Origin of the sequence: Pseudomonas sp. M1 (assembly GCF_022760135.1) — a bacterium.
Classification (GTDB): Bacteria; Pseudomonadota; Gammaproteobacteria; order Pseudomonadales; family Pseudomonadaceae; genus Pseudomonas; species Pseudomonas citronellolis.
The window spans coordinates 2,238,931-2,263,224 of sequence record NZ_CP094343.1 but is presented as its reverse complement, the minus strand read 5'-3'; the positions used below and the strand labels follow the sequence as shown (position 1 = coordinate 2,263,224).

Annotated in this window: 14 protein-coding genes, 2 tRNA genes and 3 rRNA genes; 3 read left to right on the top strand and 16 right to left on the bottom strand. The window is 62.6% G+C overall.

Features of this window, described 5'->3' with window-relative positions:
- Nucleotides 1-3 precede the first annotated feature (3 nt).
- Nucleotides 4-1,221 (top strand): beta-ketoacyl-ACP synthase I, encoded by a 1,218-nt coding sequence (fabB, locus tag PM1_RS10255; RefSeq protein WP_009618533.1) that lies wholly within the window; start codon nucleotides 4-6, stop codon nucleotides 1,219-1,221.
- Nucleotides 1,222-1,936: 715 nt separating this feature from the next.
- Here the strand turns inward: fabB and rrf are convergent.
- The 5 genes from rrf to PM1_RS10230 all read right to left on the bottom strand — a co-directional run bounded on the left by rrf (nucleotide 1,937) and on the right by PM1_RS10230 (nucleotide 7,098).
- A 5S ribosomal RNA gene (rrf, locus tag PM1_RS10250) occupies nucleotides 1,937-2,052 on the bottom strand.
- Between the two features lie 134 nt (nucleotides 2,053-2,186).
- Nucleotides 2,187-5,077 (bottom strand): 23S ribosomal RNA (locus PM1_RS10245).
- Nucleotides 5,078-5,313: 236 nt separating this feature from the next.
- Nucleotides 5,314-5,389, bottom strand: a tRNA-Ala gene (locus tag PM1_RS10240).
- A 15-nt stretch (nucleotides 5,390-5,404) separates the two neighbouring features.
- Nucleotides 5,405-5,481, bottom strand: a tRNA-Ile gene (locus tag PM1_RS10235).
- Between the two features lie 80 nt (nucleotides 5,482-5,561).
- Nucleotides 5,562-7,098: ribosomal RNA gene (locus PM1_RS10230) — 16S ribosomal RNA — on the bottom strand.
- The 16S, 23S and 5S rRNA genes sit together here with 2 tRNA genes alongside, the layout of an rRNA operon.
- A 136-nt stretch (nucleotides 7,099-7,234) precedes the next feature.
- Here PM1_RS10230 and PM1_RS10225 point away from each other — a divergent pair.
- Entirely contained in the window at nucleotides 7,235-7,507 is a 273-nt protein-coding gene (locus PM1_RS10225; RefSeq protein WP_152604477.1) for a hypothetical protein, read from the top strand.
- Between the two features lie 123 nt (nucleotides 7,508-7,630).
- Here the strand turns inward: PM1_RS10225 and PM1_RS10220 are convergent, their stop codons facing one another.
- A complete protein-coding gene (locus tag PM1_RS10220; RefSeq protein ID WP_009617106.1) occupies nucleotides 7,631-8,440 on the bottom strand; it encodes a hypothetical protein in 810 nt (269 codons plus the stop codon).
- Between the two features lie 69 nt (nucleotides 8,441-8,509).
- On the opposite strand from PM1_RS10220, the gene PM1_RS10215 reads away from it, so the two are divergent.
- Nucleotides 8,510-8,812 carry a hypothetical protein gene (locus PM1_RS10215; protein WP_024128624.1) on the top strand — a complete coding sequence of 101 codons (303 nt, stop codon included), beginning with the start codon at nucleotides 8,510-8,512 and terminating at the stop codon, nucleotides 8,810-8,812.
- Nucleotides 8,813-8,836: 24 nt separating this feature from the next.
- Here the strand turns inward: PM1_RS10215 and PM1_RS10210 are convergent, their stop codons facing one another.
- The 10 genes from PM1_RS10210 to PM1_RS10165 all read right to left on the bottom strand — a co-directional run bounded on the left by PM1_RS10210 (nucleotide 8,837) and on the right by PM1_RS10165 (nucleotide 24,231).
- A complete protein-coding gene (locus tag PM1_RS10210; RefSeq protein WP_009617103.1) occupies nucleotides 8,837-12,175 on the bottom strand; it encodes a DEAD/DEAH box helicase family protein in 3,339 nt (1,112 codons plus the stop codon).
- Entirely contained in the window at nucleotides 12,175-15,144 is a 2,970-nt protein-coding gene (locus tag PM1_RS10205; protein WP_009617102.1) for a DNA methyltransferase, read from the bottom strand. The genes PM1_RS10210 and PM1_RS10205 overlap by 1 nt, the downstream gene beginning before the upstream one ends.
- Before the next feature lie 337 nt (nucleotides 15,145-15,481).
- The gene (locus PM1_RS10200; protein ID WP_009617101.1) at nucleotides 15,482-15,697 is read right to left on the bottom strand and encodes a hypothetical protein; all 216 of its coding nucleotides are present in this window, start codon (nucleotides 15,695-15,697) and stop codon (nucleotides 15,482-15,484) included.
- 174 nt (nucleotides 15,698-15,871) lie between these two features.
- Nucleotides 15,872-16,213 carry an FCD domain-containing protein gene (locus PM1_RS10195; protein ID WP_024128622.1) on the bottom strand — a complete coding sequence of 114 codons (342 nt, stop codon included), beginning with the start codon at nucleotides 16,211-16,213 and terminating at the stop codon, nucleotides 15,872-15,874.
- Between the two features lie 33 nt (nucleotides 16,214-16,246).
- The gene (locus PM1_RS10190) at nucleotides 16,247-19,303 is read right to left on the bottom strand and encodes an autotransporter family protein (RefSeq protein ID WP_161788516.1); all 3,057 of its coding nucleotides are present in this window, start codon (nucleotides 19,301-19,303) and stop codon (nucleotides 16,247-16,249) included.
- A 320-nt stretch (nucleotides 19,304-19,623) separates the two neighbouring features.
- Nucleotides 19,624-20,454, bottom strand: a complete 831-nt coding sequence (locus PM1_RS10185) for an SDR family oxidoreductase (protein ID WP_009617099.1) — start codon at nucleotides 20,452-20,454, stop codon at nucleotides 19,624-19,626.
- 18 nt (nucleotides 20,455-20,472) lie between these two features.
- Nucleotides 20,473-21,744, bottom strand: coding sequence for a cytochrome P450 (locus PM1_RS10180; protein WP_009617098.1), 1,272 nt, complete (start codon nucleotides 21,742-21,744; stop codon nucleotides 20,473-20,475).
- Nucleotides 21,741-21,974: an acyl carrier protein gene (locus tag PM1_RS10175; RefSeq protein ID WP_009617097.1), complete on the bottom strand. Its 234-nt coding sequence runs from the start codon at nucleotides 21,972-21,974 to the stop codon at nucleotides 21,741-21,743. The genes PM1_RS10180 and PM1_RS10175 overlap by 4 nt, the downstream gene beginning before the upstream one ends.
- 12 nt (nucleotides 21,975-21,986) lie before the next feature.
- Nucleotides 21,987-23,651 carry a fatty acyl-AMP ligase gene (locus PM1_RS10170; RefSeq protein ID WP_009617096.1) on the bottom strand — a complete coding sequence of 555 codons (1,665 nt, stop codon included), beginning with the start codon at nucleotides 23,649-23,651 and terminating at the stop codon, nucleotides 21,987-21,989.
- A 13-nt stretch (nucleotides 23,652-23,664) separates the two neighbouring features.
- Nucleotides 23,665-24,231 carry a GNAT family N-acetyltransferase gene (locus PM1_RS10165; RefSeq protein ID WP_009617095.1) on the bottom strand — a complete coding sequence of 189 codons (567 nt, stop codon included), beginning with the start codon at nucleotides 24,229-24,231 and terminating at the stop codon, nucleotides 23,665-23,667.
- Between the last annotated feature and the right edge of the window lie 63 nt (nucleotides 24,232-24,294).

Sequence of the window (24,294 nt, the reverse complement as noted above, 5' to 3'; positions counted from 1 at the left end):
CGCATGCGTCGCGTCGTGATCACCGGCCTGGGCATCGTATCCTGCCTGGGCAATGACAAAGACACCGTCTCCGCCAACCTGCGCGCCGGCCGTGCCGGTATCCGCCACAACCAGTCGTACGTCGACATGGGGCTGCGCAGCCACGTCTCCGGCTCGGTGAACCTCAACCTCGAAGAGCTGATCGACCGCAAGGTGTTCCGCTTCATGGGCGACGCCGCGGCCTATGCCTACCTGGCGATGGAACAGGCGATCAAGGACTCCGGCCTGACCGAAGAGCAGATCTCCAACCCGCGCACCGGCCTGATCGCCGGCTCCGGCGGCGCTTCCACCCTGAACCAGATGGAAGCCATCGACACCCTGCGCGAAAAGGGCGTCAAGCGCATCGGCCCATACCGCGTCACCCGCACCATGGGCAGCACCGTTTCCGCCTGCCTGGCCACCCCCTTCCAGATCAAGGGCGTGAACTACTCCATCTCCTCGGCCTGCGCCACCAGCGCGCATTGCATCGGCAATGCCATGGAACAGATCATGATGGGCAAGCAGGACGTGGTCTTCGCCGGCGGCGGTGAAGAAGAGCACTGGAGCCAGAGCTGCCTGTTCGACGCCATGGGCGCCCTCTCCACCCAGTACAACGACACTCCGGAAAAGGCCTCCCGCGCCTACGACGCCAAGCGCGACGGCTTCGTCATCGCCGGCGGTGGCGGCATGGTGGTGGTCGAGGAACTGGAGCATGCGCTCAAGCGCGGCGCCAAGATCTACGCCGAGATCATCGGCTACGGCGCCACCTCCGACGGCTACGACATGGTCGCCCCGAGCGGCGAAGGCGCCATCCGCTGCATGCAGCAGGCGCTGTCCACCGTCGACACCCCGATCGATTACCTGAACACCCACGGCACCTCCACCCCGGTGGGCGACGTGGCGGAAATCCGCGGCATCCGCGAAGTCTTCGGCGACAAGGCCCCGGCCATCAGCTCCACCAAGAGCCTGTCCGGCCACTCCCTGGGCGCCGCCGGCGTGCACGAGGCGATCTACTGCCTGCTGATGATGCAGGGCAACTTCATCGCCGGCTCCGCCAACATCGACGAGCTGGACCCGGAAGTCGCCGACATGCCGATCCTGCGCGAGACCCGCGAGAACGCCAAGCTCGACACCGTGATGAGCAACAGCTTCGGCTTCGGCGGCACCAACGCCACCCTGGTGCTGCGCCGCTTCAACGGCTGATCGTTAGCTCGGTACGGAAAAGGCGCCCTTCGGGGCGCTTTTTTGTTGCCTGTGTTTCTTGGCCGCCGGAGGCCCGCTCACGCAGGTCACATAGCCATCCGCCGATGGCCCTGGCGCGGGAGCTGACGGCCTGCTGGCCGGATCGCGGATGAATCCGCTCCTACGGGATGCAGCCCCGTAGGATGGCGTTGAGCGAAGCGATACCCATCAGCGCCGTGGCCTTCACGGGCCCTGCCCGCGATTTCGCGCGCAGGGCGCGCTCCTACAGGGGAATGGCGCAGGTGGGGCGGCGTAGGAGCGGATCTCATCCGCGAATCGCGCCGGGACCGCCGGCTATCGCGGACAAGGTCCGCTCCTACGGGTGCAGGACGTACCCTCGTAGGATGGCGTTGAGCGAAGCGATGCCCATCAGCGCCATGGCCTTCACGGGCCCTGCCCGCGATTCGCGCGCAGGGCGCGCTCCTACAGGGGGAATGGCGCAGGTGGGGCAGCGTAGGATGGTGGCATCGGCGGGACGCGTAGGATGGCGTTGAGCGAAGCGATACCCATCGCCATGACCATGCCTCACGTGTAGGAGCGGGCCCTGCCCGCGATTCGCGCGCAGGGCGCGCTCCTACAAGGGGAATGCAATGGCGTGGATGGGATCACCCCGGCTTTCCGCGCGCCAAAGCAAAACCCCCGACCAGCCAGGCTGATCAGGGGTTTTGGGATAGGTGCTTGACGATGACCTACTCTCACATGGGGAAACCCCACACTACCATCGGCGATGCGTCGTTTCACTGCTGAGTTCGGGATGGGATCAGGTGGTTCCAACGCTCTATGGTCGTCAAGCAATTCTTTCGGATGCTCGTGGCTTTCGCGCACGCTCACCCTGATTCGGGTATGTGACAGGTCTTCTTTGCGGTTCTCACGAACTTTCGGTTCGTCGACTTCACCGTCTAACACACAAATTGTTTGGGTGTTATATGGTCAAGCCTCACGGGCAATTAGTATCGGTTAGCTCAACGCCTCACAGCGCTTACACACCCGACCTATCAACGTCGTAGTCTTCGACGGCCCTTCAGGGGAATCAAGTTCCCAGTGAGATCTCATCTTGAGGCTAGTTTCCCGCTTAGATGCTTTCAGCGGTTATCTATTCCGAACATAGCTACCCGGCAGTGCCACTGGCGTGACAACCGGAACACCAGAGGTTCGTCCACTCCGGTCCTCTCGTACTAGGAGCAGCCCCTCTCAAATCTCAAACGTCCACGGCAGATAGGGACCGAACTGTCTCACGACGTTCTAAACCCAGCTCGCGTACCACTTTAAATGGCGAACAGCCATACCCTTGGGACCGGCTTCAGCCCCAGGATGTGATGAGCCGACATCGAGGTGCCAAACACCGCCGTCGATATGAACTCTTGGGCGGTATCAGCCTGTTATCCCCGGAGTACCTTTTATCCGTTGAGCGATGGCCCTTCCATACAGAACCACCGGATCACTAAGACCTACTTTCGTACCTGCTCGACGTGTCTGTCTCGCAGTCAAGCGCGCTTTTGCCTTTATACTCTGCGACCGATTTCCGACCGGTCTGAGCGCACCTTCGTACTCCTCCGTTACTCTTTAGGAGGAGACCGCCCCAGTCAAACTGCCCACCATACACTGTCCTCGATCCGGATCACGGACCAGAGTTAGAACCTCAAGCATGCCAGGGTGGTATTTCAAGGTTGGCTCCACGCGAACTGGCGTCCACGCTTCAAAGCCTCCCACCTATCCTACACAAGCAGGCTCAAAGTCCAGTGCAAAGCTACAGTAAAGGTTCACGGGGTCTTTCCGTCTAGCCGCGGATACACTGCATCTTCACAGCGATTTCAATTTCACTGAGTCTCGGGTGGAGACAGCGCCGCCATCGTTACGCCATTCGTGCAGGTCGGAACTTACCCGACAAGGAATTTCGCTACCTTAGGACCGTTATAGTTACGGCCGCCGTTTACCGGGGCTTCGATCAAGAGCTTCGCTTTCGCTAACCCCATCAATTAACCTTCCGGCACCGGGCAGGCGTCACACCCTATACGTCCACTTTCGTGTTTGCAGAGTGCTGTGTTTTTAATAAACAGTCGCAGCGGCCTGGTATCTTCGACCGGCGTGGGCTTACGCAGTAAATACTTCACCCTCACCGGCGCACCTTCTCCCGAAGTTACGGTGCCATTTTGCCTAGTTCCTTCACCCGAGTTCTCTCAAGCGCCTTGGTATTCTCTACCCGACCACCTGTGTCGGTTTCGGGTACGGTTCCTAGTTACCTGAAGCTTAGAAGCTTTTCCTGGAAGCATGGCATCAACCACTTCGCTCTCTAAAAGAAAGCTCGTCATCAGCTCTCGGCCTTGAACACCCGGATTTGCCTAAGTGCCCAGCCTACAACCTTAAACTTGGACAACCAACGCCAAGCTGGCCTAGCCTTCTCCGTCCCTCCATCGCAGTAACTAGAAGTACAGGAATATTAACCTGTTTCCCATCGACTACGCATTTCTGCCTCGCCTTAGGGGCCGACTAACCCTGCGTCGATTAACGTTGCGCAGGAACCCTTGGTCTTTCGGCGTGGGAGTTTTTCACTCCCATTGTCGTTACTCATGTCAGCATTCGCACTTCTGATACCTCCAGCAAGCTTCTCAACTCACCTTCACAGGCTTACAGAACGCTCCTCTACCGCACATCTTGCGATGCACCCGTAGCTTCGGTGTGTGGTTTGAGCCCCGTTACATCTTCCGCGCAGGCCGACTCGACTAGTGAGCTATTACGCTTTCTTTAAAGGGTGGCTGCTTCTAAGCCAACCTCCTAGCTGTCTAAGCCTTCCCACATCGTTTACCACTTAACCACAACTTTGGGACCTTAGCTGACGGTCTGGGTTGTTTCCCTTTTCACGACGGACGTTAGCACCCGCCGTGTGTCTCCCACGCTGACACTTCCAGGTATTCGGAGTTTGCATCGGTTTGGTAAGTCGGGATGACCCCCTAGCCGAAACAGTGCTCTACCCCCTGGAGTGATACGTGAGGCGCTACCTAAATAGCTTTCGAGGAGAACCAGCTATCTCCGAGCTTGATTAGCCTTTCACTCCGATCCACAAGTCATCCCCTACCTTTTCAACGGGAGTGGGTTCGGTCCTCCAGTCAGTGTTACCTAACCTTCAACCTGCTCATGGATAGATCGCCCGGTTTCGGGTCTATACCCAGCGACTAAACGCCCTATTAAGACTCGCTTTCGCTACGCCTCCCCTATTCGGTTAAGCTCGCCACTGAATATAAGTCGCTGACCCATTATACAAAAGGTACGCAGTCACCCAACAAAGTGGGCTCCCACTGCTTGTACGCATACGGTTTCAGGTTCTATTTCACTCCCCTCTCCGGGGTTCTTTTCGCCTTTCCCTCACGGTACTGGTTCACTATCGGTCAGTCAGTAGTATTTAGCCTTGGAGGATGGTCCCCCCATGTTCAGACAACGTTTCACGTGCGCCGTCCTACTCGATTTCACTTCCTAGAACCTTTCACATACGGGGCTATCACCCACTATGGCCGCACTTTCCAGAGCGTTCTGTTAGATTCTAAGAAGCTTAAGGGCTAGTCCCCGTTCGCTCGCCACTACTAAGGGAATCTCGGTTGATTTCTGTTCCTCAGGGTACTTAGATGTTTCAGTTCCCCTGGTTCGCCTCACACACCTATGGATTCAGTGTGTGATAACCAGCTTGTGCTGGCTGGGTTTCCCCATTCAGAGATCTCCGGATCAAAGTCTGTTTGCCGACTCCCCGAAGCTTATCGCAGGCTACCACGTCTTTCATCGCCTCTGACTGCCAAGGCATCCACCGTATGCGCTTCTTCACTTGACCATATAACCCCAAGCAATCTGGTCATACGTCTCGAACGTGAAGACGACATTCGCCGAAAATTCGCGCTTGAACTCGCAAATTTTACCTTGACTTGAACAATCCCCAGTGAAAGAGATCATTCAGTCTACTTCTATCACATACCCAAATTTTTAAAGAACGGTTCCGGTACAAAGACCAGACAGCAAGGTTCGTTCTATCGAACATTCCTGTCTGAGCTTTACGACGATTACGGAAGATGGTGGAGCCAAGGAGGATCGAACTCCTGACCTCCTGCGTGCAAAGCAGGCGCTCTCCCAGCTGAGCTATGGCCCCCTAATTTCCAACGATTGGTGGGTCTGGGCAGATTCGAACTGCCGACCTCACCCTTATCAGGGGTGCGCTCTAACCGACTGAGCTACAGACCCATATAGGGTTGCCTAACCGTCGCTTACCAGTGAATCAAGCAATTCGTGTGGGAGCTTATGAGAAAGCCGGGATCTTCGATTAAGGAGGTGATCCAGCCGCAGGTTCCCCTACGGCTACCTTGTTACGACTTCACCCCAGTCATGAATCACTCCGTGGTAACCGTCCCCCTTGCGGTTAGACTAGCTACTTCTGGAGCAACCCACTCCCATGGTGTGACGGGCGGTGTGTACAAGGCCCGGGAACGTATTCACCGTGACATTCTGATTCACGATTACTAGCGATTCCGACTTCACGCAGTCGAGTTGCAGACTGCGATCCGGACTACGATCGGTTTTCTGGGATTAGCTCCACCTCGCGGCTTGGCAACCCTCTGTACCGACCATTGTAGCACGTGTGTAGCCCTGGCCGTAAGGGCCATGATGACTTGACGTCATCCCCACCTTCCTCCGGTTTGTCACCGGCAGTCTCCTTAGAGTGCCCACCTTAACGTGCTGGTAACTAAGGACAAGGGTTGCGCTCGTTACGGGACTTAACCCAACATCTCACGACACGAGCTGACGACAGCCATGCAGCACCTGTGTTCCGATTCCCGAAGGCACTCCCGCATCTCTGCAGGATTCCGGACATGTCAAGGCCAGGTAAGGTTCTTCGCGTTGCTTCGAATTAAACCACATGCTCCACCGCTTGTGCGGGCCCCCGTCAATTCATTTGAGTTTTAACCTTGCGGCCGTACTCCCCAGGCGGTCGACTTATCGCGTTAGCTGCGCCACTAAGATCTCAAGGATCCCAACGGCTAGTCGACATCGTTTACGGCGTGGACTACCAGGGTATCTAATCCTGTTTGCTCCCCACGCTTTCGCACCTCAGTGTCAGTATCAGTCCAGGTGGTCGCCTTCGCCACTGGTGTTCCTTCCTATATCTACGCATTTCACCGCTACACAGGAAATTCCACCACCCTCTACCGTACTCTAGTCAGGCAGTTATGGATGCAGTTCCCAGGTTGAGCCCGGGGATTTCACATCCATCTTACCAAACCACCTACGCGCGCTTTACGCCCAGTAATTCCGATTAACGCTTGCACCCTTCGTATTACCGCGGCTGCTGGCACGAAGTTAGCCGGTGCTTATTCTGTTGGTAACGTCAAAACAGCAAGGTATTAACTTACTGCCCTTCCTCCCAACTTAAAGTGCTTTACAATCCGAAGACCTTCTTCACACACGCGGCATGGCTGGATCAGGCTTTCGCCCATTGTCCAATATTCCCCACTGCTGCCTCCCGTAGGAGTCTGGACCGTGTCTCAGTTCCAGTGTGACTGATCATCCTCTCAGACCAGTTACGGATCGTCGCCTAGGTGAGCCATTACCCCACCTACTAGCTAATCCGACCTAGGCTCATCTGATAGCGTGAGGTCCGAAGATCCCCCACTTTCTCCCGTAGGACGTATGCGGTATTAGCGCTCCTTTCGGAACGTTGTCCCCCACTACCAGGCAGATTCCTAGGCATTACTCACCCGTCCGCCGCTGAATCCAGGAGCAAGCTCCCTTCATCCGCTCGACTTGCATGTGTTAGGCCTGCCGCCAGCGTTCAATCTGAGCCATGATCAAACTCTTCAGTTCAATACTGATCGGGTTTTGAGAAAACCCTAAACTTGGCTCAGCAATCGCAAAAAACTCTCGAATTCACGAGTGTTACTTGTGATGCTGATAATCTTGCGATCACCAGCCTTAGCTCACAAGCACCCACACGAATTGCTTGATTCAACTTGTTAAAGAGCAGTTGGTTAAGGCTTTCGTCTCAACCGAGGCCGCGCATTCTACGCCAACCTCTTATTTCGTCAAGCGTTATTTTCAGAATTTTTCGTTCCTACTCAACCGCTTGCGCTTTCGATCGGCCGGAGCTTCTCGTCAGCGGGAGGCGCATTCTACAGCGATCAAACTCGCTGTCAAGCACCTCGGCGATCTTCCTTTTGGCTCGCCGCCGGAGCAGCTGTCGAACCCAAAGGCGACAAGTGAATCACCGGCCTGATCACCACTCTCAACCTCGAACCTGCTTAAGTGCTTGATTTTCAAGCTCTTTCAGCGCTTCGTCGCTGGGAGTGGTGCGCATTATAGGGAGTTAAAACCCCCCGTCAACGACTTTTTGAATCTTTTATTTCAGCGGCACTCTTTCCTGCAGCAGCGAGACCAGCGAGTCGAAGTCGTTCATCTGATAGAGCGGCAGGTACAGCTTCCTGACCGCGCCCCTCACCTGCCCTGCTGAGCCCATGTCGCCGCTGACCACCTTCCGCTTATAGGCAACCTGCTCGTCCTGGTGCCGGTACACGTCTTCCGCCGACATCCAGAACACGCCCTTCACGCAAGGCAGGCCGTACCAATAGACGTAGGCGCACTTGTGCGCTCCCGGGCCGTTGACCACGAGCTCGCGCTGGGCGTTCAACTTGCCGGCGACGTCCAGCGTCATCGAGTGGGAATAACACTCGTAGGCCGGATTGACCTTCTGTGAGATCCGCAGGAACGGCCGGAAGATGACCTTGAACTCCATCAGCAGCAGAACTTCGCCGGTCTGCACATGCCGTACCTGGAAATCCGGCATGTGCAATTCCTGCCGGTCGGCCCGTTCGATCACGAGCCCCGGAACGAGGGTATCCAGGACTTGCTGGAAGTAGGCCTCGAACACCGACTCCAGTTCATTGCCCAGGTCGATGTCCGGGTTCTTGTCTATCTGCTTGAGCGTGGAGAGATGAAACTTCTCGCATTCCCGGCAAACCGCATCGCCAGGCCTTTTCAGCGCAGGAGCGCCCTGAGCCTGATCGAGATACATCGTCTGGTAGTAGTGCCGCGACTCCTGCTGCCAGGCGAGCAGTCTGGAGTGCCCCGCCGGGACTCGGGCGACCAGCCCCGGCGGCAACGACTCCAGCAGGTTCTGGTACAGGTTGCAGGCCTTCCATGGATTCGACATGCGAACATCTACTCCCTACAATCGACGCCCTTCAATCATGCTACACGAAGAGATCGCACGTTCTTCATGATCAAGCTGCTCAATACCTACGAAGACCGCGACGAGGCGGAAGCCGCCGCCGAGAAGCTGACCGGCCCCAAGCGCCTGGCCAGCGAGCGCGACGACACCACCACCATCTACAATCTCTTCGGCGCGCCGACCTGGGGCAACTTCCTCCGCCTGGGCATGTACAACCTGGAGGAACTCAAGAGCCTGCTGGCCAACCGGGAAGGCTGGGATGGCGCGCAGCAGGCGCGCCATGCGGAAATCGCCCGGACCCTGGCCATCGTGGCCAAGAACTACGAGATCGAAGTTCCCGCCCACTGGCTGTAGCCCCCGGCTACAGCCAGCAGCGCCCTACCCTATCCTCGCGAACATCTTCTCCAGATAGCTGCCGGCACCATCCTCCATGAAGAGGATGTGGCGGTCCTCCAGCTCCGCTTTCGGGCAATGCTCCGCGACGTTCAGCAACTCCGCATAGGGCGTCGGCGACAGCACGAAGGCGTTGAGCACGAGCGCCTGCTCGCCCGGCTTGGCCAACGTGGCCTGGATCGTCTTGACCTCCTTGTACAGGCCCAGCTTCGGGTGCCCCAGGTCCAGGTTGCGCAGGCCCTTGGGGTCCACGAAGGTCAGCCACTGCTGCCCCGTCGCCTCGTCCACCAGCCAGAGCAGGAAATCGGGATAGAAGTTGCCCGCGGTGGCGAAGCCCAGGCCCTTGTCCTGGGTGGCGGCGTTGCGCAGCAGGTATAGGCTGCGCGAGCCGATGGCCTGCCTGCCGGCGGGCGAGCCGTGGAAAGCCTCCAGGTCCCTGACGAAATCCCACTCGCTGGGCGCGTCGAACGCCAGCGGGCGCAGCTTGAAGGGAACGGCGTCCTTGTCGTCCAGCGACAGCAGCGGGTAGTACAGGTGACGATCGAAGCTGATGGCCACCATGTGCGGCGCGCTCCATTGGCCGGCCTGGTCGATCCGCCCTTCCGCCACCAGCGCCTTCAGCTCCTCCAGCTTGCGGAAATACTCCAGGCCCTGCTCGCTGCCCTCGATCTCGAAGCGGTAGCCCTTGAGCATCGAGCCGTGCCCCGCATCCAGCTGGACCACGTCGTAGAACTGGCCTTCGTAGCCGCTCTTCAGGGCCTTGTAGAAGCGCTCGGTGTAGTCGACCAGCAGGCGGACCAGTATGTCTTCCTGCTTGCGGACGTCGGCATAGCCGGTGATCGCCAGCTCGCTGGCCGGGATCAGCAGCGTGTACCAGTCGGCCGGCCCCTGGCAGAAGTCCATCAGCTTCTGCCGGTCCAGGCGCAGGTTGCTCCAGCCCCGCTGCAGCTTGCAGTCCTGCAGTTCGACATAGATGCGGTCCCAGTCGAACAGGCCGAACAGCGCCGGGTTGAGCTTGGCGCGGTTGCGCGCCTGCGCCACGGAGCCCGCCGCCTTCGTGGTGCTCAGCGCCTCGATGCGCGGATACAGGTCCAGCGTCACATGGGGCAGCTTGACCTTGCCGGCGAACGCCGCGGGCACTTCGTACAGCCAGGGGAAATGGGTGCGCTTGAAGCCCTTCTGCTGGTTGTCCTTGTAGCCGTCCTTGAGCGCCAGGGTCCTCAGCTTGCCTTGCGGCAGGTTCGCCCGGGTGGGGAGCTCCAGCTCGATCAGCTCGTCGCTGGGGGTGATCCCCTCTTCCTTCAGGTAGTCCTTGAAGGCCGCGATGTAGTTGGCGCGCACGCCGAAGATGTTCAGGGTTTCCAGCTTGTCCAGGTGCAGGCCCTTGGGGCGCTCCTGGGGGCTGGTGCGCTTGAGCGAGAAGCCCTCGCCCTTCAGCCGCACGCCGCGACCGAACAGCTGGATGATCTGCGAACCCTCGCCCTGCCCCATGTTGAGCAGGCCCATGGTGGAAACCCGCCAGCTGCTCCAGCCCTCGGTGAATTTGCGCGAACCGATCAGCACGTTCAGCCGGCTGTCCTTGTGGTTCAGGGTGCCGAAGAGCGCGCCGCTGAAGTCGTCCGCCTCGCTGTCGAAGGCCGCGCAGCTCTCGGCCTGGCGGAAGAAGGCGGAGTCGTCGCCGATGTTGATCAGCGCGAAGGGCTCGCCATCGCCCACCCGCAGGGCCAGTTCGCCCTTGCTGCTGCGGATGTTGACCAGCTTCAGGCGCTGGCGGGCCGGGGCGTTGAACACCCGCTGGAGGATATCGGCGTACAGCTCGTCGATCCTGTCGCCATAGCCCAGCAGCGGCGCGAAGCGCCCCTGGAAGATGTTGTTGCCCTTGGCGTCCACCAGCTGTGCCTTGTCGTTGACCAGGTCCGCCAGCCAGGCCTTGATCTGCGCCTCGCGGTTGAGGAACTCGGCGAGGAAGGTCACCACCTCGAGAATGTCGGAGTCTTCGTCCGCCACCTTGTTGCCGACGAACACCCAGAGCGGTTTCTCGATGTTGAAGTCCTGCAGCTGCTCGCGATGACGGCTCCACAGCCAGGTCTGCTGGTAGAAGGCCAGCAGGCAGGCGGCGAAATATTTGTACGCGTTGTCGCCCTCGGCGTAGGCCTCGCCGTTCATGTTGAGGATCAGCGAGTCCTTGCCGTAGCCATCCTCGTAGAAGAATTTGTACGAGTAGTCGAAGAGGATGCACTTGGCGTAGACCTCGCGGGTCGCGGTGATGCGCGCCTGGCGCAGCTCTTCCGCGGTCAGCGCCAACTGCGCCAACTGGTCCTCGTCCAGCTTCTTCAGGCTGGCGGTCTGGAACAGCATCTTCGCGCGCTTCTTCTTCAGCTCTTCCTCAGCCGCGTCGACGGTCAGCCCCTTGGCCACCGCCTGGCCGAAGGTGGCCGAATACTCGAAGGCGAAGCCGCCGCGCACCAGGGCGTCGCGCCGGCTCATCCAGGCCCCCGCGGCAGTCCCGGTGCCGCGGTGGCCTTCGTCCACCAGCACCAGGTTGTTGCCTTCGAAGGCCTCCACCGCCACGGTCTTGTCGCCCATCTCGTCGCCGAGCTTGTTGATGTCGATGATCTCGATGGTGCCGCGCGGCGGCGTCTGGCTCTTGTTGAAGTACTGGGCGAAGCCGAAGCCGGACAGGTACAGCTCTTCCAGGTGCTGGCGCGACAGGCCTTCGTTGGGTGTCAACAGGATGACCTTGCTCGGGTAGCGGTCGCCATTGCCGGCCTGGAAGTAGTGCAGGTACTGCAGGATGTTGACGTGCAGCAGCAGCGTCTTGCCGCTGCCGGTGGCGTTCCAGAAGGCGATCTTGTTCAGGTCGTCGGCGTCGAAGTCGCGGAACGGATCGGCGCCGGCCTCCCCGCGGTAGGCCGCCAGGGTTTCGTTCAGGCCATCTAGCAGCGCTTCGCGGCGATTGAAGTACCAGTCCAGGTAGATTTCGCTGAACAGCAGCGACAGGTACTGGAAGTACTTCATCTGCAGTTCGTGGCCTTCGCGCTTGTTACGCTGGGCGGTGATGCGCCGCCAGTGCTCGACTATGTTCAGGTCGTAGCGGCGCAGCTCCGCCTCGCTGGTGCGTTGCGGTTCGAAGAAGTTGCCGGCCAGCTCGTGGAAGAACAGCGTCTGGCCGTCATCGTCGATGCCCTCGTGGCGGTCATCGCCCAGGCGCAGCTTCAGCGCCCCCAGGCTGCCGCCCTTGAAGAAGCCCAGCATCCAGCGGTTGAGCACCAGTTCCTGGTGGAAGCTCCGCTTGCCGGCCGCGCCCCGTGGTGCTCGCGCCATCAGAGCGCCTCCACGGCGAACATGCGTTCGAGGAATTCCGGCTCGATCTGGCGCAGCTTGAGCTCGCGGGTGGCGCCGCCCTGCGCCGCGGTCTGGGTGAGCACCGAGGGAATGTTGTGGTCGCCGTTGAGGTAGATGACGTCGAAGCGGCTGTTCGCCGGGTCGATCGCCAGCTCCTCGCAGAGCCGGCTGATGCCCTCGTAGTCGAGGACCTCGCAGTCACGCCAGAGCACCAGGCAGCTTTCCCCGCCCGGCAGCGTGCCGGTGACCTTGACGAAGCCGCGCTCCAGCTGCGCATCCACCTGGCCGACGCGCAGGCCGAGGAGATAGTTGAAGGTCTCGACCAGGTCCACCGGGCGCCGCTCGAAGGCGCCGGCGGAGTCCACCGCGATGTCCATGGCGTAGTCGAACGGCTTGCGGAAATCGCCGATCGACAGCAACGAGGCGCGGCTCTCCACGTTCAGCATGTAGCGCAGCAGGTAGTCGTCCCGCGCGTGGTCCGGGAGGAAGCCGAACAGGTCGCCCACCGCCGGCGGCCGGGCCAGTTGGATGTTGTTCAGGGCGTCCTCGTAGCTCTCCAGCTTGAGCACCTTGAAGCAGCCGGACAGGCCGGTCTGCGGCGCCGTGGGCTCGCCATCCTTCCATTGCGCGGAGTAGATGGCCTTGATCGCCCGCGGCTTGGTCACGGTTTCGAAGTACTCGCCCTGCTCCACCAGGATGAAGCCGAGCTTGGGCTCCAGGCCGGCGGCCTGGGCCTCGCGCCGCAGCTCGATCACCGCATGGGCGGTGGTGCCGCTGCCGCCGAAGTAGTCGAGCACCAGGGCCTGCTCGTCGGCCTGGACCGCCAGGGAGATGCACTTCTTCACCAGGTGGATCGATTTCGGGAAGTCGAAGCGCTTCTCGCCGAGCATGTCGATGAGCAGGCTGTTACCGTACTTGCCGGCATCGAACTCGCCGCCGCTCCAGACGGTCTTGGGCACGGTCTGTTCATGGGTGACGAACAGGTCCCAGTCGTCGCCGACCTTGAGCGCCGCGACGCGCTCCAGGTTCTGGCGGATGGAGTCGAGGCCGAAGTTCCAGCGCCGTTCGACGCCGTCCTGGTCGATCGGCCACACCTCGACGCGCCCATCGGCCAGCAGGACGTTCTTGCCGGCGGGGTGGAAATCGTCGTCCGGCACCGTGCCGACGTCGACCACGCGGCCGTCCACCACGTAGATCGGGTAGAACGACGGCCGCCGGTCGATGCGCCGGGAGTTCTCGCCCCAGCGCCGCATCTTGCGCGGGGTGCCGTTCTCTTCCAGGGTCCTGGCGATGCTCGACAGCCCGTCGCGGGTGAGGAACAGCGCGTACTCGTGGGTACGGTTGAAGTTGCGGGTGATCGAGCCCTTGGGGTTGTGCACCACGGTGACCCGCGACAGCGTGTGCTCCGGCGCCACCTGCTCCATCACCTTGGACAGGTTGACCATCTCGGAATCGTCGATCGCCACCGTCTTCACGCCGTCGAAGCGCAGCAGGCTCATGCCCTTGATCAGGCGGTCCTGCATCAGGCTCATCCAGGACGAGTGCTTGTACTCGTTCTTGTAGAGGATGGGCGTGGAGTTGGTGTTGTAGGGCGGGTCTATATAGATGTACTTGACCTGCTCGCGGTAGCGCTCCTGCAGGAAGCTCAGGGCCTGGAAGTTGTCGCTGTGGACGAAGGTGCCGTTGACGCTGCCGTCCAGGTCGGCGATGGAAGCCAGCAGCCGCGCCTTGAAGGCGGCGTCGTAGAGGCTGGTGTCGAGCATCCGGAAGGGGGCGTTGCGCAGGTCCTGCTCGGTGCCGTTCGCCGCGCCCGTCCAGAGCCCCAGCTGGCGCCACTGCTCCCATTGCCGGGGGTTGGCGACGATGGCTGGGTACAGCGCTTCCGGCACCCGGTCCAGGGTGATGCAGTAATGGCTGGAGACCACGAACTTCTTCTTCAGCCAGAGCTTCTTCTGGAACTCCTCCAGTTGCGCCAGGAAGTCGATCAGCTCCCGGGCGATGGCCCGCAGGCACTGCGTCATGCGCAGGCTCTTGTCGATGTCGGCGATGGCCGTGGCGTTCTGCAGGTCGTCCAGGTGCAGGACTTCGTTCTTGATGTAGAAGTCCAGCTCGCCGCGCAGGAAACGCCCGAGGTCCTTGTGGATGAAGTAGTCGGCGGTGTTCTTGCTGGCGTAGTCGCTGAGGTTCTTCTCCAGCAGCGTGCGCTGCGGGTTCTTCTCGGTCGGCTCGCGCCTGGCCAGCTCAGCCCAGCGCGCCTTGACCGCCGCGTCGCCCAGCACGGTCTCGACGGCCTTGCCGATCAGCGTCTCCTGCTTGGTGCCCTTGGCCACCGGCCGGTATTCGAAGCGCAGCGTCAGCAGCGGCTGGCCGTCGGCGCCGTCGCCCTCCTCGATGGGCAGCAGCGCTTCGTCGTATTCGTGGCCGTGCTCGTCGGTGCGGCTCAGCGTCATCGGTTCGATCAGCGCGAAGCGGCGTTCCTTGTCGTTGTCCTTGCGGTTGTCCTTGGCGGTGTCGGCGGCCACCAGGCGGAAGTGCACGGCGCGGCCGTCTTCCAGGCGGAAGCTGTAGTTGGCGAAGTTCTCGCCGCTCTTGGTGTAGTACTGGTCCTTGTTGGCCCAGTGCAGCATGACTTCCTCGCCGGCGTAGGGGATGGCGTAGGTGTCCCCCTTGTAGCGGCGCTGGCTGACGAAATCGCCGTTGTTGTAGTAACGGCTGAAGAAGGTCAGCAGGTGGCTGAAGACGGCGTTCTCGTGCTCGGCGCCGTCGCCTCCCGCCAGGTGCTCCTGGATCTTGCGCGGCAGGCGCCGCTCCAGGTAGTCGTTGATCTCGCCGGCGCGGGCATTGAGGATGCGGTAGACGCCGAAGTCCAGCTCCGGGCGGTCGATCTGGAAGATCTCGCGCAGCTTGGCGACCAGGGCCTGGTGCTTGGGATTACGGATGTCGCTCATGACTTGGCCTTTTTCAATACCGCTGTATCTGTCCGGGTTCGCCGCCGGGGAAACGCACGCCGCGCCCGCAGCCAGGTTCGGCACGGCGGGCTCGGACTATGCTCGGGATGCACGCACCGCCGGCCCGCGCCGCAGTGGCGAGGCGCTTCGACGGCATAACGACCGGGGGGCGGGCGGAATCAGGATTCAGCTCCCTCTGCGATCCGGCAGGCAGTGAATCTCAACTGACTTGCGATTGGCAACCTGGGCCGCGCCCTGCCAATCCAAACCGTTGATCTTACAAGAGAAGCGCGTCATTCGCGACCGGTGGGGACCGGGCTGCGCCAAGGGGGCTCGACTAGACGCCCGGCGGCAACTTCGAACACATCGCCTTGCGCCGGTCGAACTTCTCGCCATCCGCCACGAAGGTGCCGTCGCCGACCGCGTGCAGGGTACGGCGCTCCTCGCGTTTGGAATCGACGTAGGCGGCTATGCCGTCGAGCACCACTATGTTGTGCCGCTCGACCACGTCGACCAGCCGGCACTCGATGTTCGCCAGGCACCCGCCGAACAACTGGCCAACGCCTACGCCACCTTGGCCAGTGGCGGGCGGATGATCCCCTGTCGCTGGGGCACCACGAGCACGCCTCATGAACGGCTGGCTGCGGCTCCGCGCGCCGGGAACAGTCCCGGTCCGGTAAGCCACGCGGCCTCCCGTACGCTCTTGCGTCGCCTGCCAGGGCCAGCGCTAGGCTGATTGCATGACAGGCCTCCCGAAGGCATCGACATCGAAGAGATCCGCCACGCGTCGGGCTCGACGCCTCTCCACCCCGCCAGCTCGATCATCAGGCAAGTGTTCGACGCACGATGCGGACAACGTTGGCGCGCAGCGCAAACCGAGTCCACTCACCAAGCCCACGGCCAATACGATCCGCGCGGTTTCCTCGTAGTGATGGCGCAGCAGCTCGCAGGCCCGCTCCACGTCCCGCTGCAAAACGGCATCGAGGATGTCGCGGTGCTCGCGCGCCACATCCCGCTCGTCTCCGGAGCTGGCGCGGGCCCAGCGCCGGTACAGGTCCGTCGACTGCAACAGGTTGTTATGCCCATCGTGTCTTCTAACTATTCAGAAGAGAACCCTGAACCCCAGATTGCCGCTGTAGCCATGGGCGTCGCCGTCGAAGGCCTGCTGGTAGCCGCCGGTGGCGAAGAAGCTGGTGCGCTTGTCGGCCTGCACGTCCACCCCGAAGGTCAGTTCGCCGCTGCTGCCGCCGATGTCGGACTTGAACGGCACGTCGCCATCGGCCGAGGAGAAGCGCGTCTTCGATTCGCCCTGGAAATCATGCAGCACGCTGGGGCGCAGCCACAGGCTGACGCGGCGGCTGGACTGGCCCGCCGGGGCCAGCCAGTCCTTGGCCAGGCGCACGCCGGCGCGGGTCACCAGCGACTCGCTGTCGTCGAAGCGCACGCTGGCGGCGCTGTCGCGGCTGTCGCTCAGGTCGAGGCGGGTGTAGGTCGCCTGCAGCTGCGGCTCGACGTACAGGTCCCGGCCGACCTCGAAGGGGTAACCGCCCTCCAGCGAGGCGGTGTAGGCCTGGCCATGGCTGTCAAGGTCGTAGGTCTGCTTGGAGTTGGCGTCGATGTCCAAGTAGGTGTATTGCAGCACGCCATCCAGGTACCAGCCGCTGGCGCCGAAGTGCGTCCAGTAGCCGCCCAGGCTGTAGCCGCGCAGGGTGTCGTCGCCGGCGTCGCGGTGGTCGTAGTGGTCGACACCGCCCTTGATGTTGCCGAAGGCCAGGGACAGGCCCGCCCGGTCGCTGCTGCCATCGTCCATCTGGCGCTGGAACAGGTCGAGGCCGACCTGGAAGGCGCTGATCCGGTAGTCGTACTTGGGCATCTCGCCGTACTGGCCATAGCGCTCGCGGTCCTGCTGGCCGCTGCGGTAGATCATCCGTCCCCAGCCCAGCGGGCCGTCGCCCGCCGGCCGTTGCTGAAGGGTGCCTTCCAGGCTGCGGTTCTCCTCGCCGACGCGCTCGTGCAGGCTGTCGACCATGGCCTGGGCGTAAGTCAGACCCAGGGACGGGATGGCCGCGTACAACGAGGTTTCCGGACGATAGTCGGGCGTGGTGGGCGTAACGGGGCCGCCCGTCGGCGGCGGCGTGGCGCTGTCGTCCTCGCGTTGCGAACGCAGGAACCAGGAGTCCGGCGCGGAGTCGTCGCGCGAGCCGCGGTACAGGCTGTAGCGGTAGGGCCCGGCCTCCAGCGAGTTGCCCAGGGAAAACGCCGAGGCCTCGCTGGTGGCGCCGTTCACCGCGTTGACCAGGAGAATGCCGTTGCCCGGCGTGGCGGCGCCGAGGCCACCGACGTTGGTGACCTGGAGGCTGGTCTGCCCGCTGGCGCTGCCACCGTCGATGACGAGCTGGTCCGCGGGCGAGGCGTCGCCGCCGAGCACGGTGTTCAGGTTGATCCGGCCGCCCTGGCCGGCGTAGCTCCCCACCGTCAGCTTGTTGCCCACGCCGGTGCCGGCGAGCTGCACCAGCCCGGCGTTGCTCAATGCGCCGCCGATGACGAAGGCGCCCGTACCCTGCCCCGGCAAGGCCGCGTCGGCCACCGCCAGGGTCCCGGCATTGCTCACCGGGCCTTGCACGCTGCCATAGCCGCCCAGGGTCGCGCCGGCCGCCACCTGCACGGCGCCCCCGCCGCTGAGGGCCGCGGACGCATGGGCCGCATCGCCCACCAGCAAGGTGCCGCTGCTGACGGTAGTGGCGCCGCTGTAGGGGTTGTCGCCGGTCAACAGGGTGGTGCCGGTGCCGATCTGGTTGACCGCGCCGGTCCCCGAGATGCTGCCGTCGAAGGTCAAGGCGTCGGCGCGGTTGAATGCCAGCGTGGCGTCGTTCAGCACGTCGCCCACGATCGACCCGGAGGTGCCGCCGTCGCCCAGCTGCAGGGTGCCGGCGGAAATCGTGGTGCCGCCGGTATAGCTGTTGTTGCCGGTGAGGACAGTGGTGCCGGCGCCGACCTGCTCCAGCGTCCCCGTGCCGGAAATGTCGCCGGCGAGCGTCAGGCTGTCCGAGCGGTTGACCACCAGCCGGGCGTCGTCCTGCACGTTGCCGACGATGGAGCCCGAGGTGCCGCCGTCGCCCAGTTGCAGGGTGCCGGCGGAAATCGTGGTGCCGCCGGCATAGCTGTTGTTGCCGGTGAGGACAGTGGTGCCGGCGCCCACCTGCTCCAGCGTCCCCGTGCCGGAAATGTCGCCGGCGAGCGTCAGGCTGTCCGAGCGATTGACCACCAGCCGGGCGTCGTCCTGCACGTTGCCGACGATGGAGCCCGAGGTGCCGCCGTCGCCCAGTTGCAGGGTGCCGGCGGAAATCGTTGTGCCGCCGGTATAGGTGTTGTCGCCGGTGAGCACGAGGGTGCCCGTGCCGGCCTTGACCAGGCTTCCTCCGGTCCTGTTGGTGGGCTGCTGGCCGAGGTATTGGCGGTAGGCGTTGATGGCCGCCGAGGTGCCGTCCTGGATGACGCCTGAAATGACGTCGTCGCGGTTCAGCGCCCCCAGCGTCAGCACCGAATTGGACAGGTAGACCGAGCCCGAGCCGCTCAGCGAGCCTATGGACAGCGCCATGCCGCTGGCCAGGTTCACCACGCCGCCGGCGTTGTTGACCAGGGTGGCGCCAGCGGCGCTGGACGAGCCGCTGAACGAAGTCACGCCGCCGGCGTTGTTGGTGATGGTTGCCGAACCGGCGCTCGACGTCTGGGTGAAGGAGGTCAGGCCGCGGTCGCCGTTGACGATGGTCGCGCTGCCGGCACTGGAGGCGCCGGCGAAGTTGATCTGGCCCTCGCCCTCGACCGACAGGTTGGCGTTGCCTGCCGTCGAATTCTCGACGAACTGCACCAGCGAACCGCTGAACAGGTCGCCCGGAGTATTGCCGACGACGGTGATGGTGGCGTTCGCCGCCGTGGACGAACCGGCGAAATGCATGGCGTTGTAGGGGTTGCCCGGCGCGGCCGGCGTTGTCCCCTCGAGACTGTAGCTACCGCTGCCGGCCGAGGCCGTGCCATTGAGGTTCAGGCCGGCGCGGCCGGTCAGCTCCAGCGAGCCGGCGTCGATGGTGATGTCGGTGGCGGTGGCGAGCTGCGAACCGGGGATGCCGAAGATATGCGCGTCGTCCGCGGCGCCCGGCACCACGCCGAGGTCCCAGTTGCCGGGGGTATTCCAGTTTCCCCCGTCATTGGCGCCCCCGGTCCAGGTGATGGTCTGGGCGGAGAGGGTTCCTGAGAATACCGCCAGAAAACACGGTAACAACATCCTCGTTGTATGCACTGTCCCGTCCTCGTGTGTCGATTTCGATACACCCATGGTAGACGCTTATTCCTGGATAAGAGGTCTGAAGAGTCGGCTATCGCGTCGAAATACGTACCTGGGGCGCCAGGAAATACCGCAGAACGAGCTCCAGCGAGCGCGGCGGAGCTTGGTCGGTAGAATTGTCCGAACGGACAGCAGCGCTATGCCTCCCGGTCGGTGGAGCGTGCGCTGTCTTTCTGCGCCTCCAGTTCCGCCAGTCGGCTGTCCAAGGCCCGCCGGATGTTCTTGTAGGCATCACTACCGAGGATCAGTCGGCGCGGCGGCCGCTCCGAGTCGGCGCAGGCGATTATCGCCGCGGCCATCTTCGCGGCGCATCCAGGGCTGGAGAACTTGCCCATGGCGAGTAGGCGCCGGTAGTTGCCTACCGTGCTGCGCTGGTAGTCCGCGATGATCCGGCGCGGGGTCACGGCATGCTCGTCGAATCGGGTAGGCACTCTGCCAGGCACCACCAGAGTGACGTCGATGCCGAGGCACTCCACCTCCTGGCGCAGCCCTTCGCAGAACCCTTCGATGCCCCATTTGCTCGCCTGGTACAGGGCCAGCGCGGGAAAGCTCATTTCTCCCGACTCACTGGAGAGCTGGAAGATGCGCCCCCGCCCCTGGGCTCGCAGGAACGGCAGGCACGCCTGGATCAGCAGGATCGAACCCAGCAGGTTGGTGCGTAATTGATGTTCGATCTGCTCCAACTCCAGCTCTTCGACAGCGCCAAACAGGCCGTACCCGGCACTGCTCAGCAACACGTCGACATTTCCGACGGACTCGAAGGCCTCCGCCACTATCCGGGGGATGACCTCGGTATCGGTGATTTCCAGGTAATAGGTGCACAGCCGCTCGCCATGGCGCTGTCGCAACGGCTCCAGACGATCCAGGCGGCGCGCGCAGGCTAGCACCCGGTCACCGCGCTCAAGCAACAGGCGAGTCGTCTCGTAGCCCAGGCCGCTACTGGCGCCGCTGATCATCCAGGTCTTCATGACGGTTTCTCCCTTCTCTCAACCCCGCAGGGTGACGCGTACAGGCTGGCCACCTTCACGTAGCATCAGGGACTTCCAGTAGAAGCGCGGCTCCTCTTCCGAGGTGAGCTCGAAGGATGCGTCGCGCAGAAACACCGCGATGAACGTGGCCAGCTCGACCAGGGCGAATTTCTTCCCACCGCAGACACGCGGGCCGAAGATGAAGGCCACGTTCGCGCCGGCACTGGCAGTGTTGCGATAGCCATCCAGATGAGGCGTCCATGGCTCGGGGTGTAGGCGGGCATCGTGCTGGATGCCGAGAATCGACACCGAGACGTTGCCACCCGGCTCGACCCGATGTTCGCCGACATGATCCGCCTCGATGGCCAGGCGCGTGACGATCGGAGTCGGTGGATACAGGCGCAGCGTTTCGGACACGAAGGCTTCCAGCAGGTCGACCTGCGCCAGTTGCTTCCAGTCCTGTTGTGGTGCCTCCCAGAACGGCACCAGGGTGTCGCGCAGGCGCCGCTGGATATCCGGATAGCGCGCCAGCAGGTAGCAGGCCCAGCCGACTCCCGCCGCGGTGGTTTCGGCGCCGGCGGCGAAGAAGGTCAGCAACTCGTGCTCCAGCAGTATGTCGTTACCGGTGTCACGATCGGCGGCAAGCATGCCCTCCAGCATCGGATTGTCGGGCAGGCGTGCTTCGCGGAACAGACGGAAGTCATCGAAAATCTTGCGCCGCAGTTCCGGCAGCAAGCCCAGGCGCTTGTGCTTCAGCACGTCGTTGCCGACGCTGGGTGCGAAGGCATATTCCGAGCCGAACTCCATCAGGGTTGCCAGGTGGTCGATATCCACCTGGGTGTCGCGAAGGGGTACACCGAAGAAGTTCTCGATCAGTACCGATACCGTCATGCGCCGCAGCAGCCGCTCGTCCAACACCGCCTCTCCGGCCGCGCTGCGCAGTGCCAACTCGCGGACGGTGTGCCCGGCGTGCTCGCAAGCCAGAGTGAAGGTACGCTCACGATCGAACTTGGCCAGGTAGTGCTGGGTGAGATCGCGACGGATCTCCCAGGCCCAGCCGTCTTCGGAGAACCGCGAGGGACCAAGCATGTGGCGGAACCAGTGCATGTTCTTGCGATAGTTACCGGCATTGAGCCTCAGCACATGATCGGCATCCTCCAGACGCTGCACGAGCAGGACCGGGGCGCCGTTGATGTCGACCTCGAGGTTTTCGCCGTTGTGCTCGCGAGCCAGACGTTGCAGCCAGTTCGCCGCCTCGGCGTAGACGCCGTCGAAATGCGGCACGTTCATCGTGCGCCCCGCTCCAGGATGCCGGCCAGATCTCGGACCGTGCGCATTTCCAACAGGTCCATGGGGTCCACCTCGGCCTGGATGAAGTCTTCTATCTCGACGACGATGAGCGCGAAGTTGAGGCTGTCTATTTCATGTGCGGCATTGATGGTAGCGTCGTCGTCGATCTTCTCGATCGGTACGAACAGGCAGCCGGAAAGAATCTTTTTTGCTTCGTACAAGTAGTCCATGCCTTCCTCTCGCTACGTTGCGCGATAGTCACCACGCAGATAGAAATCCTTGGCCCGGCTGCGCGACAACTTGCCGGAAGTGGTCATCGGCAGGCTGCGCGGCGGCAGGAAGACCAGTTGCGCGCTGACGCCGAAATGCTGGCTGAGCACCGTGGCCAGGCGTGTCCGTAGCCCCTCGCGGTGCTCGGCGTCGCCATGCAGGCGCGACTGCACTAACACGACCAACTCCTCGTCCTCCCCCGCCTCCACCGCGAAAGCCGCCACGTCACCCTGGCCGAGCGGCTCGACACGCTCCAGGGCCCACTCGATGTCCTGTGGCCAAAGATTGCGCCCACGCAGCAGGATCAATTCCTTGGCGCGCCCGGTCACCACTACCTGGCCGTCCTCCATGTATCCCAAATCGCCGCTGTCGAAGAATCCTTCGGCGTCGAACATCGAGTCATCCAAACGGGCATCACGCAGGTATCCACTCATCAGGCCAGGACCGCGCACCCACAGGTGGCCGGCCTGGCCGGCTGGCAGCGGCCGGCCGGAAGCGTCGAGCACACGCACTTCGGTACCGGGCAGTACGGGTCCACAGGCCACGAAGTCCCGGGACCGCCCGTCTGCGCCTGGGCCCCGACTGAGCTGCGGCCCCTGGCCGGAACGGCCGATGGCCACAGCCAGGGTGGCTTCGGCCATGCCATAGCTGGGGGACCAAGCTTCGGCACGGAAGCCACAGGGTGCCAGAGCCTCGGTGAACTCCGCGAGGACAGACGGGCGGATCATATCTCCACCGATGCCGGCCACGCGCAGCGCCGATAGGTCCAGGTCGTCGATATCCTTCAGGCGTTGCACTGCCAGGCGGTAACCGAAACCCGGCGCATAGGTGATGGTGCTGCGATTGGCGGACATCAGTTGCAGCCAGAGGCTCGGCCGCTTGGCGAAGGTGGTCGGGGCGAGGTAATCGACGCTGCATTGGGCGCACAGCGCCGCTATGGAAAAGCCCACCAAGCCCATGTCGTGATAGAACGGCAACCAGGAGCAGGCCCGGTCGCCGGCGCGCATGGCCATGCCGTGGCGAAGAATGGCATCGACGTTGGAGCACACCGCACGTTGCGAGATCAGCACGCCCTTGGGTTGCGACGTGGAGCCGGAGGAATACTGCACATAGGCCATGTCTCCAGGCCCCAGCGGCTCCGGCTGCGGATGCGCCGGCAAGGCGTGCAGTTCGGCATGGGTAAGAACGCGGGTGCCGCTGCACAGCGCGGCGGCCTCCAGGCATTCGCGCACACTCTGCGGGGAGATTGCCAGGGGCGCGCGCGAAGCACCGAGCATGCCGGCCAGTTGGTCAATATAGGCGTCTTTGCCGCCAGGGTGGACGCTGAATGGCAATGGGCAAGGCACCAGCCCGGCGTACTGGCAGGCATAGAACAGGGAAAGGAACTCCACGCTGCTGTCAGCCACCAGCGCCAGGTAGGCGCCGCGCGGCAGGCCGAGGCCATGCAGATGCGAGGCGGCGTGCCGGGCCTTCTGGCTTAGTTCGGAATAGGCGAGACACTGATCGAGTTGGCCCAGGCTCGAGTAGAAGTTGATGCCGGTCTCGCCGCCAGCGGCGTAGTCGAGCGCCTCGGCAAGACAAGCGAAGCCGCCCAGCCGCGGCGCGAGCCGGGTGTTCCGGGTGGGCGTCGGGGTCATTGGCAGCACCGTCTCAAGGTGTCTTGTGCGAAGCGAAGACCAGCACGTCCAGGCGCTTGCCATCGGTGGACAGGCATTCGCGGCTGAGCTTGGCCTCGAACTTGAAACGCGTGTCGCCGCGGAAGTTGAAAAGCATGCGAGTGTTGCGAGCAAGGATGCGCGCGGTCATTTTCTCGACATCGCGGAAGGCATAGAAGTGGTCGAGTAGCGCATCGATGGTCGCCCAGAGCACGCCCTTGCCCTGGTAGTCCTTCTCGCCGACTCCGGTGGTGACATTGCCGACCTTGTGCACGGGGTTGACGTCAATGGTGTAGAAGCCGAGCAGTAGCGCGTTCGAACGGTCGAAGATACCGATGAAATAGTTGCGCAGATTGTCGAAGCTGGCGACGAACTCCCTGAGCTGCTCGAGACTGAAGTTCAGTGTCGGCAGGTTCAGGCCGGCGAGCATCTCCTGGTCGTTCAACCACTCCACGAAGCGCGGGGTCACATCCGCCGGGGTCAGGCTGCGCAGGATGTACCCGTTGGTCTCGATGTGGACAGGCGCGCCCCGTTGCGCGAAAGGGCGAACAGCTTCTACCACGAATTCCTCCTTGTGCTCGCTGTGGCAGCCGGATGCGGGCGATCCGGCCGTAGTTTCCCTCAA